Annotated in this window: 15 protein-coding genes; 6 read left to right on the top strand and 9 right to left on the bottom strand. The window is 54.0% G+C overall.

Annotated features, from left to right (window positions below):
• Nucleotides 1–5: 5 nt before the first annotated feature.
• The gene (locus tag ACR0MP_RS11245) at nucleotides 6–605 is read right to left on the bottom strand and encodes an SCO family protein (RefSeq protein ID WP_480886810.1); all 600 of its coding nucleotides are present in this window, start codon (nucleotides 603–605) and stop codon (nucleotides 6–8) included.
• Nucleotides 606–782: 177 nt separating this feature from the next.
• On the opposite strand from ACR0MP_RS11245, the gene ACR0MP_RS11240 reads away from it, so the two are divergent.
• Nucleotides 783–1,211 (top strand): MerR family transcriptional regulator, encoded by a 429-nt coding sequence (locus tag ACR0MP_RS11240; protein WP_480886808.1) that lies wholly within the window; start codon nucleotides 783–785, stop codon nucleotides 1,209–1,211.
• A gap of 97 nt (nucleotides 1,212–1,308) precedes the next feature.
• Nucleotides 1,309–2,058 carry a transglutaminase-like domain-containing protein gene (locus ACR0MP_RS11235; RefSeq protein ID WP_480886807.1) on the top strand — a complete coding sequence of 250 codons (750 nt, stop codon included), beginning with the start codon at nucleotides 1,309–1,311 and terminating at the stop codon, nucleotides 2,056–2,058.
• Between the two features lie 7 nt (nucleotides 2,059–2,065).
• On the opposite strand, the gene phnE is transcribed toward ACR0MP_RS11235, so the two are convergent.
• The 4 genes from phnE to ACR0MP_RS11215 are packed head-to-tail and all read right to left on the bottom strand — an operon-like array spanning nucleotide 2,066 to nucleotide 6,172.
• Nucleotides 2,066–2,809 (bottom strand): phosphonate ABC transporter, permease protein PhnE, encoded by a 744-nt coding sequence (phnE, locus tag ACR0MP_RS11230; RefSeq protein ID WP_480761502.1) that lies wholly within the window; start codon nucleotides 2,807–2,809, stop codon nucleotides 2,066–2,068.
• Nucleotides 2,809–3,579, bottom strand: a complete 771-nt coding sequence (locus ACR0MP_RS11225) for a phosphonate ABC transporter ATP-binding protein (RefSeq protein ID WP_480814386.1) — start codon at nucleotides 3,577–3,579, stop codon at nucleotides 2,809–2,811. Before ACR0MP_RS11225 ends, phnE begins: the two co-directional genes overlap by 1 nt.
• Nucleotides 3,576–4,436 (bottom strand): phosphate/phosphite/phosphonate ABC transporter substrate-binding protein, encoded by an 861-nt coding sequence (locus tag ACR0MP_RS11220; protein ID WP_170663588.1) that lies wholly within the window; start codon nucleotides 4,434–4,436, stop codon nucleotides 3,576–3,578. The genes ACR0MP_RS11225 and ACR0MP_RS11220 overlap by 4 nt, the downstream gene beginning before the upstream one ends.
• On the bottom strand, nucleotides 4,436–6,172 hold the full coding sequence (locus tag ACR0MP_RS11215) for a cytochrome c peroxidase (protein WP_480893754.1): 1,737 nt from the start codon (nucleotides 6,170–6,172) through the stop codon (nucleotides 4,436–4,438). Before ACR0MP_RS11215 ends, ACR0MP_RS11220 begins: the two co-directional genes overlap by 1 nt.
• A gap of 234 nt (nucleotides 6,173–6,406) precedes the next feature.
• On the opposite strand from ACR0MP_RS11215, the gene mntR reads away from it, so the two are divergent.
• Entirely contained in the window at nucleotides 6,407–6,859 is a 453-nt protein-coding gene (gene mntR / locus ACR0MP_RS11210) for a manganese-binding transcriptional regulator MntR (RefSeq protein ID WP_170565619.1), read from the top strand.
• A gap of 199 nt (nucleotides 6,860–7,058) precedes the next feature.
• Here the strand turns inward: mntR and ACR0MP_RS11205 are convergent, their stop codons facing one another.
• Together ACR0MP_RS11205 and ACR0MP_RS11200 are read right to left on the bottom strand one after the other, a co-directional pair.
• Nucleotides 7,059–7,310: a GDCCVxC domain-containing (seleno)protein gene (locus tag ACR0MP_RS11205; protein WP_480886804.1), complete on the bottom strand. Its 252-nt coding sequence runs from the start codon at nucleotides 7,308–7,310 to the stop codon at nucleotides 7,059–7,061.
• Between the two features lie 4 nt (nucleotides 7,311–7,314).
• Nucleotides 7,315–7,638 carry a hypothetical protein gene (locus ACR0MP_RS11200; RefSeq protein WP_480886802.1) on the bottom strand — a complete coding sequence of 108 codons (324 nt, stop codon included), beginning with the start codon at nucleotides 7,636–7,638 and terminating at the stop codon, nucleotides 7,315–7,317.
• 99 nt (nucleotides 7,639–7,737) lie between these two features.
• Here ACR0MP_RS11200 and ACR0MP_RS11195 point away from each other — a divergent pair, with 99 nt between their 5' ends.
• From ACR0MP_RS11195 to ACR0MP_RS11185, 3 genes are all read left to right on the top strand, one after another.
• Nucleotides 7,738–8,136, top strand: coding sequence for a MerR family DNA-binding protein (locus ACR0MP_RS11195; RefSeq protein ID WP_480600888.1), 399 nt, complete (start codon nucleotides 7,738–7,740; stop codon nucleotides 8,134–8,136).
• Between the two features lie 241 nt (nucleotides 8,137–8,377).
• On the top strand, nucleotides 8,378–9,643 hold the full coding sequence (locus ACR0MP_RS11190; protein ID WP_480886801.1) for a sensor histidine kinase: 1,266 nt from the start codon (nucleotides 8,378–8,380) through the stop codon (nucleotides 9,641–9,643).
• On the top strand, nucleotides 9,640–10,287 hold the full coding sequence (locus ACR0MP_RS11185; protein ID WP_480886799.1) for a response regulator: 648 nt from the start codon (nucleotides 9,640–9,642) through the stop codon (nucleotides 10,285–10,287). The genes ACR0MP_RS11190 and ACR0MP_RS11185 overlap by 4 nt, the downstream gene beginning before the upstream one ends.
• 76 nt (nucleotides 10,288–10,363) lie before the next feature.
• On the opposite strand, the gene ACR0MP_RS11180 is transcribed toward ACR0MP_RS11185, so the two are convergent.
• Together ACR0MP_RS11180 and ACR0MP_RS11175 are read right to left on the bottom strand one after the other, a co-directional pair.
• The gene (locus ACR0MP_RS11180) at nucleotides 10,364–11,161 is read right to left on the bottom strand and encodes a hypothetical protein (protein WP_480886797.1); all 798 of its coding nucleotides are present in this window, start codon (nucleotides 11,159–11,161) and stop codon (nucleotides 10,364–10,366) included.
• 159 nt (nucleotides 11,162–11,320) lie between these two features.
• Entirely contained in the window at nucleotides 11,321–12,202 is an 882-nt protein-coding gene (locus tag ACR0MP_RS11175; protein ID WP_480761513.1) for a cation diffusion facilitator family transporter, read from the bottom strand.
• Nucleotides 12,203–12,311: the final 109 nt, after the last annotated feature.

Below are 12,311 nucleotides of genomic sequence, written 5' to 3'. Positions count from 1 at the left end.
GGTGCTCAAAGTCTTTGTTTCAAATCCGCAAGAATTTCTTCTGCTGGCGTGCCATATGACCAGGACTGAACGAATCCAGCGTCCTTGTTGAACAGAAACAGATGAGAGGTATGCCCCATCGTATAACCGTCCGGCGCAGTGGCTTGTTCGATCCGTTCGTAGAAAATCGGAAAGGTCTTGGACGTCTCCGCAATCTGTTCCGGCGTGCCTGTAAGCCCAATGATCCCCGCATCGAAAAGTGGTACATACTCGGCCAGGACTGCCGGGGTGTCGCGTTCGGGGTCAATGGATACGAAGATAGGTTGCACTTGGTTTGATTGGCTTCCCAGCCCTTCCTGCACTGCTGCTACCTCAGACAGTGTTGTCGGGCATACGTCCGGGCAGTTGGTGAACCCGAAAAACACCAACATCCACTTGCCTGCAAAGTCGTTCTGAGTACGAACAACGCCAGAGTGATCTGTCAGTTCGAACCTGGCTTCGAACGGGACAGACCCCTCCTCAATCCGCGCAGGTCTATATTCTGACCACAGCATCAGATAGGCAAATGCCGCCGTTGCGACACCAGCCAGTACCCATAAGATTTTTTGAAATACGGTCAGTTTCAAAGTTAGCCGTCCGCCTGTGATTCTTGGTTCAGAACGGCATGTACACCCTCTACCTGCTAGAGGTTCAAAGGGGATTTTGAGCCTGCGGCTGGGTGTCACAGGTCCAACGTCTGGAAGGTGCTATTGTGCGGCGTCGACCCGAGCCTACATAAGCTGTAGCTTTGTAAGGAGACCCAGATGCTGACGATCGGAACGCTTGGAAAAAAGACCGGAACCAAGGTTCAGACGATCCGCTACTACGAGCAGATCGGACTTATGCCGGAACCGGGGCGCACCGAAGGTGGCCAGCGGCGTTATGGCCATACCGAACTGGATCGCCTGGCTTTTATCCGTCACGCCCGCCAATTGGGGTTTTCGCTTGAGGCGATACGCGAACTGCTTGATTTGTCCGACGATCCGGATCGCCCATGTCATGAAGCCGACAGTATTGCGCGCCGGCAACTCAAACAGATTGAGCAAAGAATGGCGCGGCTAGAAGCGTTGCGGACCGAGCTGGAGCGCATGGTGCATGAATGCAGTGGCGGCAACACTTCGGATTGTCGTGTACTCGAAGTTCTACGCGATCACTCCGAATGTCTTACTGATCACAAAGACATCGGCGCGTAACCCTGGGCAGCGTTGTTGCGAACTGGAAATAGCCTCTTGAAGCTACAGTCACTGTAGCAATTACAAGTCTTTCTGAGTTGATTCGACGAGAGACCAAATGCTGAACCGAAACCCGTTGCTAACCGCCACATCTCTGCTTGATTTTGAAACACCCGCAATTTTGGGGCTCATAAAGGAACGGCGCTGGCCCGATCTGCCTGTCTCGGATCGAATTGGCGCTATTTATGATTTCGTGCGTAACGAGATTGCCTTTGGTTACAACCGTGCTGACGAAATCCCGGCTTCAGAGGTGCTCGCTAACGGCTTTGGGCAATGCAATACCAAGGGCACTCTTTTGATGGCACTGTTTCGCGGCAGCGGTATTCGATGCCGTTTGCATGGCTTTATGATCCACAAAGAGCTGCAGAGGGGTGTGGTCCCCGAATTGATTTATCCGCTGGCGCCAGAAGAAATCTTGCATTCGTGGGTCGAAGTCGAAGTAGACGGTCGTTGGGTCAACCTCGAAGGATTTATTCTGGATCAGCCATACCTGGAGGCCTTGCAGCATAACTTTGCAGAAACAGAAAGCCTGTGCGGTTATGGGGCGGGTACCCGTTGTTTGAGCACCCCTCAGGTCGAATGGGAAGGTCGTGACACGTACATTCAGAAAACCGGAATCGTGAAGGATTTTGGCGTTTTTGATAGTCCGGATACGTTCTATGCTGATCATGCGCAAAGTTTCGGCAGCATTCGGGGTTGGCTTTATCGCTTCGTATTCCGTCACTGGATGAACGCGCGCGTACGTTCCCTGCGCAATGGGAAGCTGAAGGCTCGAATGGCCGCCACGCATACACACGGAAATGCATAGCGGGGCTTCAACTGAAGCGCTTTTGCAAGGCCGTATTCAGTGCCTCTGACAATAAAACCAAAACGATGATTGCCAACGTCACGGTCGCAGCCTTTTCATACTGAAACGACCGTACGTAGGTTTGTACATACAACCCGATGCCACCGGCACCGACAATACCCAGTATCAGGCTTTCGCGCAGATTTAGCTCAAACCGAAATACGGTATCGCGCACGATTACAGGCGCCATCTGCGGCCAGATTGCCCAACGCAACTGTTGAATTCTGTTGGCCCCTGCGCTTTCAAGCGCCGCCACAGGAGCGGTGGCAACATTGTCGATGGCTTCCGCATAGAACTTTGCCAACATGCCGGTCGCGTGAAATGTGATTGCCAGTATACCGGGAAGCGGGCCCAACCCAACAGCGCCCACCATTAGCATAGCGACCAGGATCAGTGGGATCGACCGGATAACCGCAAGCAAGGCACGGACGGGACGCCAGATCGCTGCTGGCACCATAGTTTCAGAGGCCAGAACGGCCAGTCCCGCCGACAGGATCACAGCGAACAGTGTTCCCAGAATGGCGATCCTCAGTGTTTCGGCCAGCCCCGTCAGAACCTCGCGCCAAACGGACAGGTCAGGTGGGATCATGCGCCCCAGAAACTCTGCCAGACGGGGGCCCGCGCCTGGCAGCTTGCCCAATCCCATATCCCCGCTGGTCAGCGACCATAGGATCGCCAGTGCCAGCATGACCCAAATGACAGATCGGCCCATCAACTGACTACACGCAGCCCCGATGTGACACCGGCACCGTGATACAGTTCATCGATGTCCCCGCTGGTCAACTGAGCCGACGGTTTGTCGAACAATACCACGCCATCTCGCAGGCCTATGATGCGCTCAGCAAAGCGGCGTGACAGGTCGGGCTGATGCGAGCTGAAAATGACGCCGATTTCGCGGCTACGTGCAGAGCTGGTGATCAAGCTCAGAATGCGTTCGGCGTGAGCAGGATCCAAATTGCTAACGGGCTCATCCGCAAGGATCAACTCGGGCTCTTGTGCCAGACATCTGGCAATCGCAACGCGCTGCCGTTGTCCACCCGACAACTGATCGGCACGGCGGCTTGCCAGATCGGACAGCCCCGTATCCTGAAGCGCCCGTGTCACGCACATATGGTCCTCTTCCCGGAACCGACCCCAGAGTGAGGACCAGATATTCATCCGGCCCATCCGGCCGTTCATCACATTCTGATAAACACTCTGCCGATCAACCAGGGCGAATTCCTGGAAGACAAAGCCAGTATTGGCACGGTCCTCGCGGGATGGAATTCCTGTTGCCAAAAGTGGCTTGCCCAGCACCTGTGCCTCGCCCTGCCATCCACTCAAACGACCATCCAACAACGCCAGCAACGTTGATTTGCCCGCACCCGAAGGACCCAGTAGCGCGACGCTTTCACCGGGCTGCACCGACAGCGAAACATCTGAAAGAGCTGCCGCACTGGCAAAGTGCTGCGATACCGCGTTGAGTGAAACTATAGGGTTCATTTCAGAAACCCATAGCGCCGCGCAGTCTCGCGCACGCCTTCGTAAACCGACGGATCAGCAGGAAGATAGCCATCCGGGCCATAGAGGTAAGCCAGTAGGTAACGGTTCTCACTATCGTTGAGGCGCAGCATGGTTTCAATGAACTTTGCCTGCAGTCCGGTGTCCAGATCAGGGCGGGCAATGATTGCGTGGCTGGGAATTTGTTCTGATTCCGCCAGCACCTTGACCTCGGCCTGCTGATCCGGGGTCAGATAGAGATCGGCATACTGGCTCGCACCCGCCGCATCGACCAGCCCATTGGCCATGGCCTGCATCGCCTGCTGGTAACCACCGGCAAAGAATTTCTGCCCGAAAAAGCTGTCGGCATCGCCCGTGCCCGAGAACAGCCCGGCGCGCACAAACAGATCAAGCGGATAGATGTAACCGGATTCCGAGACCGGATCGGAAAAGGCGATGTCACGTCCCCGGAGATCGGCCAGCGTTTCGATTCCGCTGTCACGCCGCACGAAGACCCGGCCCGAATAGCTGGGTTGCCCGCGATATACCTCAGACAACAGCGGTACGGCGCCGATCTGGTCTTCGGCCAACACAAAGGGCAACGCTCCCATGAACGAGATATCGGCATCACCGTTGCGCAGCGCCTCAACGGCGGCAGCGTGGTCGAACGTGACAAACCCCGTGACCGGGACGCCCATCTGCTCTGAAAGCCAGCCGGTGATGACGTTGATGTCACCCAATAGCTTTTCGGGGTTCTCCTGCGGGATGAAGGCCAGCTTCAGCCCCCGGTCAGTTGCAGCCATTACGGGCAGGGCTGCAGATGCGGCTGCAGCGACCAGAAAATTGCGGCGCGACAACATCAGAACATCCTCTCGTCAATTTCGGCCTGCATGGCCTTGAACAGTTCCCACTGGCGGGTGGCTTCGGTCCAGTTTCCTTCGGCGCTGGCATCGCCAACCGCTCGCAGGATCGCGGCGAATTCGTAGATTTCGGGCTTGGCGTTCTGATTGACCATGACACTGGCATCCGCCGCCAGATCAGGAGCTACCGTGTCGATCAGAACCGCTATGTTTTCGGCATCCTGCATCGGCAGCAGGGTATCGAGCGTGCTGGCGAATGTCGTCAGCTCTTCCCAGGACAAGCGGAATACGCTGTTGCGACCCTCGAATACTTGATAGGGGTCTTCACCGTCTCCAACAGCTTCGACGTAGGCCGTCAGATCTGCGCGCTGTGCTTCGTCCAAACCCAAATTTTTGGTATCATTGAACCAGTCAACAACGCTGGCCAGCGTCGGCAGCGATCCGTCACGCATGTAAGGTGCAGTGAAATTGACGTTGCGCAGCGTCGGGGTTTCGAACGCAGAAGCCGTGCCGCCGGGGAATGGTGGTTCAGCGCTGCCGATGTCGTAGGTCAGACCATCGCGGAACTGACGGTCAGGCGTGTGACACGAAGCGCAGGACTTGTCACCAAGTCCTGCAAATTTGGTGTTGAATAGCACCTCCCCGCGCTTGGCGGCGTCTGACGCCAGATCGGTCAGCTTGCCGGACCGATCGATCTTAGGGTTGGGAAGAAAGTCGAACTGTTTGACATAGGCTTCCAGCGCATCCAGTTGAAACGGCGTTGGCTCCTTTCCCGCGAATTCGGTCACAATCACATTTCGGATGAACCGGCGCAGGCTGGGTTCGCGCCCGTCGCGGCCATAAGGTGCGGTAAAGCGGATGCCACGCATGGAAGGCGTGTCCAAGTGATCATCGGTCCGGACATTGAACATTGGATTGAAGAACGATCCGTCCACATCCATCCCACCCGGATGGGATGAAAGGCCCGGAATGAAGAAATCCCGGTTCACGTCGGAGCGGTTGTGGCAGGTCGAGCAGGCGATGCCTAACTCGCGCGCCGGGCCGCCGAAGATTTCAGGGCTATCGAACAGCATATCGCCATAGGCCACCAGCGGTAGATTGGCTTCATCCTCACCCGCCTCTTCAAACTGAAGAACCAGCCGCGGCAGCTGCGCCTGATCTCCGATGTTCGACCCTGGCGGCAGCGTGGCGGGCATTGTGATTTGTTCGCCGGAAAGCACAACTGTTTCAGGCAGCGGTGTTAACTTGTCGCGTTGGGCATACTCGGATGGCAGATAGTTGGCACGAATATAGGCAGCGACAATGGCCTGAGCCTCCGCAAATTGGTCGACATCCACCGTTTGTGCACCATTGCCCAGTACTCCTGCGCTGCCAAGGGTGGAGCTCAGAACCAGCCATGCCCGGCCCAGATCGCGAGCCGCCGACGCATCCGCAGCCTTGATACCATCTTCGAATGCGCGGAACAGAGCTGCCGCTTGTGCAACCTCGCGTGCCGCTTCAGGCTGACCCAACGCGGTCTTTGCGACATCCAGATGGCGCAGGATTCCTTCAGCAATGGCAATTGTGCTTGCTTCGAACAGCGCCTGGAGATCTTCGGCTTGCATAGCTTGGTTGATCGCAAGCGCCTCGTTGTCGGAAACGCGTGACAATGGAGCGACCTGAATGCCACTGCCAGGTGCGGGCGAGGTCCAACTCCTCTCAATTTCATCCCAGGGAACCGGGGTTAGATTTCCCATGAACAAGGTCAGTCGATACGCGGCAGCGCGCGGAGCCCAAGGAGATTCTTCAATCGCCGTGGCATCCGCGATCACTGGCAATGCACAAAGAAGTGTGGACGCTATCAGATATTTCAATAGCACTGTCTATTAAAGTTAGCCTTGTCTAATTTATTGATGAAGGCATGCTCATTGTCAAGTTCGGCTTTCAGGTGCATACACTAGTGACTGGATTAACGACCTAATCGTGAGCCGATGACTGAAACGACACCGCAAGATTCAGATCGTAGTATTGATACCCAGGCGAGCGGGTTTGAGGCTGTACGACAGGCGCACCAAAGCGAAATGGTTGAGGACTACGTTGAACTTATTGCGGAGTTGATCCATCAGAATGGCACGGCGCGCCCGGTCGAAATAGCCGAGCGGTTGGGCGTAACCCAACCTACGGTTTCGAAGAATTTGGCCCGTTTGAAACGAGAAGGTTTCATAGAACAAATTCCCTACCGCTCACTTCAACTGACCGATGCCGGGCGTCAATTGGCGGAAGCCTGTAGAAGGCGTCACCGAATTGTCGTGGATTTCCTGATCGCCTTGGGTGTTTCAAAGGAAGTCGCAGAGCATGATGCTGAAGGTATTGAGCATCATGTAAGCGAAGAGACCCTTGCAGTTTTTAAAGGGTTCGTTGGGCGGACTGAGGAAACAAAGTAGAAACTAAAAACCTTAGTTGTGCTGGCGAATTCTGACACTCTTAGTTTTAGAAAGACTAAGACCACTTAAACCTTTGTTGGGCCGTTACACTAGCCCCGCACGAACACTTGTCGCATCTGAAAAGCGAAAAATGAGCGGATTTAGTGATTGAATCTTTTCCCAAGCGGCCAAGGTAAAAATCGGTCTAGCTCATTTTTTTTCATTGGGGATCGAAACCTTTAGCCGCAGTGGCCTTACTACAGCAGCTATCCCCCAACTGAATTGGCGGACACGGTACAGTTGCGTAGGAACAAAAGACACAGCAATCGCCCTCCAACGGTTTCAAAACTGCCTCGCATGATTTGCATTCATAAAACCACTGGCACGAGTCAGTTGGCATTTTCTCGGTTTCAACGTGCCCACACCAAGGGCAGGTCAAAATGCTATTGAGCACCACAGTTTGATTTGTCATTGTCTCACATCCGCATGATTAGATAGTTGTTGATTTGAGCCTCATTGAACACGATGACCCATGCCAACGCGGTAGTCGCCGTGCTTCCGAAAAGCCACCATTTCAGATTTGCCAACGTCCCGTTTCGATGCGCTACGGACCATGAAACCGCGACCAGCGCTGTTGAGACGGCGAGAACACAGTAGCTTGCCGCCGCTATTTTTCCGAATACTGCCAACCAACTGGCGCCCAAGCCTAACAACATCATGGCCATTGGAAGAACACAGCATGTTGCGACGCCCAGAGCTGAAACCGATCCCAAGTAGCTGAGGTTCACGTATTTCTTCATCTTTTGCTCCCGAGATGCTCGATTTGATTGTGTTGAAGCACCGGTACTAAGAGCGTATAACTCCTGTAGTAACTACAGGATCAAGTGGAGGCACTTCACATGATTGCGATAGGTGAGGCTTCCCGGCAATCCGGGGTTGGCATAGAAACCATCCGCTACTACGAACGCGAAGGTATCGTACCAAGACCTGTGCGAGCTCTGAACAATCGTCGCCTCTATGCAGCAAGCGATGTGGGAAGACTTCGATTTTTGAAGAGGTGCCGCGACCTGGGATTTCCTCTCCCAGACGCAAAGGCGCTTTTAGAGCTGTCAGAAGGAAGTGCCGAAGACTGCCGGTCGGTGAAAGAGCTGGCCGAGGCGCATATTGCCAGCGTTCGAAGCAAGATTGATGAGCTCAGACGTCTGGAGCGTGCCTTGAGTGAGCTTACCGCCAATTGTGATAGTGGTAACGTGCACTGCCCGATGCTGCAAAGTCTGCGAACGATGGATGATATCTGACTCTGGACACTGGGCGGAAACTCAGGGTCTGAGATTTAGCCAGATCACCTCAGACCAAGGTCTGTGGTGCGGTAACAGATTGTAGTTCATAGTCGATTTCACGATGAGAGCGAAAGTAACTGACCTGACGATTGGCAATTGGTCGTTGTCGCGAGTCTTTCTTGCGGCAAGTATCTTCGTGATGGGTACTGCTACCGCAATCGTTGGGGTCTGGGTGTCTAATCGAATTCAGAACGCAGTCGTGCAAAACTCCGCCAACTCCGCAGCGCTGTATATGGAAAGCGTAGTTTCCCCGCTCAGCCAGGAATTGGCACATGGCGACCGCCTTTCTGAGCAGGCGAGCCTGGCGCTGGATGAGATTTTCATGACCCAGCCAATGCTTGACCGTATCGTTTCCTACAAATTCTGGAAGCAAGGCGGTGTGATTGCGCATGCCTCGGATACAGACATCATAGGAAACCGTTTCAAGCCAACGGATGATTTAAGGCGAGCGTGGAGCGGAGATATCTCCGGCTCTTTCGAAGAGCTTGATCATGCCGAGAGCGCCGCCGAGGCGGCATTGGGGATACCACTGCTTGAAGTTTACAGCCCCATCCGCGAACTCTGGTCCGGCGAAATCATCGCAGTTGCGGAGTTCTACGAAAGAGCTGACCAGCTTGAGTTAGACTTAGCCAAGGCTAGGCGAACAAGTTGGTTGGTCGTCGGCTCCGCATTTCTGGCAAGTACTATTGTTCTGTATTCCATTGTCGCAATTGGCGACAAAACAATTCGACGACAGGGGTCTCTTCTTAAACAGCGGTTGAAAGAAAGTGAGAAGATGGCTGAGCAGAATGCGCTGCTGCGGTCGCGTGTGGTCGAGGCGTCAGAAAGATATACCACGCAAACAGATCGGTTCCTCAAGAATCTTGGAGCTGAGCTACATGATGGCCCTGCGCAATACCTGTCGCTCGCCGCCCTTAGACTGGAGGCGGCGTTTTCCAAAGAGTCGGAAAGGCCTAAAGAGGCAGTGGAAATTCAGCAGTCTTTGCAAAAATCGCTGGCTGAAATTCGTGCAATTTCGCGAGGGCTGTCCGCGCCAGATATCGATAGCCTGTCACTCGTCGATGTTGTGAAGAGAGCCGTAGAGGATCACGCCGAACACAGCCCGTTGCGACCGGATATTTCATTCCTGGGCAGCCAGGCCCCAGAGTTGTCATTGTCCGACAAACTGTGCGTTTTTCGGTTCCTCCAGGAAACGCTTTCCAATGCCGCTAGATATGCTCCAGCTTCCAAGTGCACTGTTATCGCTGAGGCGCAGAACGACCGCATAGTTGTAAAGATCACAGACGACGGACCAGGATTTGACAGGTCAGAAGAAACCGCGTTGCGAGACGATGGTGGCCAGGGGCTTATGGGCTTGCGAGATCGGGTCGAGAGTATTGGTGGCAGGTTCGACGTCGCATCGAGACCGGGCGAAGGCACCACCATAGCTATGACACTATTTCCCAGAAAGTTAGGCACATCATGACTACATCTGTCGTAATAGCCGATGATCACCCGATATTCAGGGATGGTTTGCAACGCACGTTGGATGAAGCAGATGGCTTCGAAGTTTTAGCCGCTGGGTCCAGTGCTGAAGAGGCAGTATCGCTGGTCGGCACGCATCAGCCGGACATAGCTATTCTTGACCTCTCGATGCCCGGTGGCGGGATAAGCGCGACACGTAAAATCGCGGCAATGGCAAATCCACCCGTCATTGCAATCTTGACGGTCTCAGAGAACAGCGGCGATGTCGCGGACGCCTTGGAGGCGGGTGCGATTGGGTACATTGTGAAGGGAGTAACCGCGAGCGAACTAACCGCTTCTTTACGCAGCATCGCCGCAGGTGAAGGGTTCGTTTCTCCTGGCTTGGCCTCGCGGGTACTTCTTCAAATCAACGCTGACACCGGCATGTCTGTTAACAGCAGCATTCTAGATGACCTTACACATCGTGAGGAAGAAATACTGAGACGTGTGGCCAAAGGACTGAGTAATCGTGAAATCGCTGACGAGTTAAACCTCCAGGAAAAGACCGTGAAGCACTACATGACCGCAGTTCTGTCCAAGCTTCATGCGCGAAATCGGGTAGAGGCCGCGCTCATTGCACATGATGTTTGGAACAAGGGAGAATAGCTGCGGTCTCTTTGGCGACGGTGGCGGCCCCTCACCAAAAAGAAGCCGCCAACGGATTATCGACTGGAATTGCAGCTCAGTTGGCGACCGACTGTAACCTCCGGCGATCAGAGGCCGTTGCGTTTCTTTCAACAACAGTTCGGTTGTAAGGGTCTTTCAACTCGTAACGCCCAAACTCGATCTCCTCTTTCCAACCATTGGCATAATTCACTTCGATATTGTTGCCTTGGCGTTCGATTTTCGTGGGTCGACTTCCAGCAGTGCCACCTTGTCCAGATGAGCGTACATTGTCGATTGAGATACCATTCGCCAAGGACCGAAGCCTTGAAACATCAGCGCCGGTCGCGGCGCGCTCCTCAACAGTTCGGTTCTGAGCATTCTTTCTCTCATACCGCCCGTTTTCGATCTCTTCCTTGGTTCCGTCCGAGTAACGCACCTCAATGCCGTTGGCGTTCGTTTCGACCTTTGTTATCCCAGCCGAACCCGACGATTTGCCCCCTGAATTAGACTTATCCTTCTTTCCGCTGCCCTTATTGGAGCGTTTGGAGTCATCATCGTCATTATCGTCATCATCATCGTCTCTATCGTCATCACGATCATCATCTCGGTCGCCACCACGGCCGCTATTACCCGACCCCGAGTTATCATCCCGATCGTCGTCGCGATCATCATCCCTGTCATCGTCACGATCATCATCCCGGTCATCGTCACGATCATCCCCGTCTTTCCCTTTGCCGCTTTTGGCAAAGGCATATGACGGTTCAAAATGTAGGCGGCCATCGTCATCAAAGGTTGGCACATAAGGCGTCGCGGCAATCAACGAAGCCAACGCCGCGGTACTTAGAAGTTGACCCAGCTTTCTTTGAATTTTCAATTTCACCTCCAATTTTGATCGTCACGCTTCATGACATTGGAGACAGGCTACTACCGGCCCGACTTTCCCACATCGGGCTTAGGTCTGACGAATTTCAAGCCGAACGTCTTAATCAGATCAGTCAAACCAATAGATTCTTTGCAGAACCAAATGAGCAGTTCAGTGGGGATTAACCCCGTCGCCTTTCAACTCGTCATCAGGTTCGAGGTGAATGACAAAGACGGAACCCGGGTACAGACACTCTAGTTCTTCCTCTATGTCGTTACATATATCGTGCGCTGCGCTGACTGGCATTGTGCCGTCCACAACAAGGTGAAACTCTACAAAGATAACATTCGCGGATCTGCGCCCTTTTAGGTCATGATACTCTAAGGCTGTGCCGAGGTTTGCTTCGATTGCATTAGAAACAGTCTGCAAGTCATGTTCCGACAGGCTCACATCCATCAGGCCATCGACGGATGCCCGAATAACTTTCCAACCCTCCCACAAGATGTTCAGCGCAACAAGAATTGCCAGGATCGGGTCAAGGATCAACCAGCCGGTGACAAGCGCTAGTATCAGTCCTGCGACGACACCAACAGAAGTCATAACATCCGTAAAAATGTGGCGGGAGCTCGCTTCCAAGGCGGGCGATCCCTCGCGCCTACCTGTCCTAAGCAAGAGGTAGGCCCATGCACCGTTCACACCCGTTGCAACGATATTGACGGCAATTCCAAGCAGCGGCGCATCCTCAAGATGCGGGTTCGGGAGCACCAGTACAGCTTCTCTGATGATCAAGAACGCCGCTAACACAATCAGCGCGCCCTCAACCACGGCTGAAAGATACTCCGCTTTTTTGTGACCAAAGGGGTGGTTTTGGTCAGGGGGCTTATTGGCAACCCGAACTGCGAAATACGCCAACAAAGCCGCGACAACATTCACGGTTGATTCCATTGCGTCTGACAACAAAGCCACCGAACCTGTCAGCCACCAAGCCAACAGTTTCAGGGCCAGTACCGCAATGGATATCGGGATAGACCAAAGAGCGATTTTTTGTGTCATTTGGTCGCGACCCTCAGTCAATTATGAACAGAAACTCGGGTGATTGGTGAGCTCCGATGTTCAAAACGTAAAACAGGTGTTTGGCGAAAAGGGAATAGGTCTTACGGCA

It is taken from the genome of Ruegeria sp. K3 (assembly GCF_056531845.1).
The sequence above is the reverse complement of the archived record's forward strand: the minus strand, read 5'-3'. Positions and strand labels throughout refer to the sequence as shown.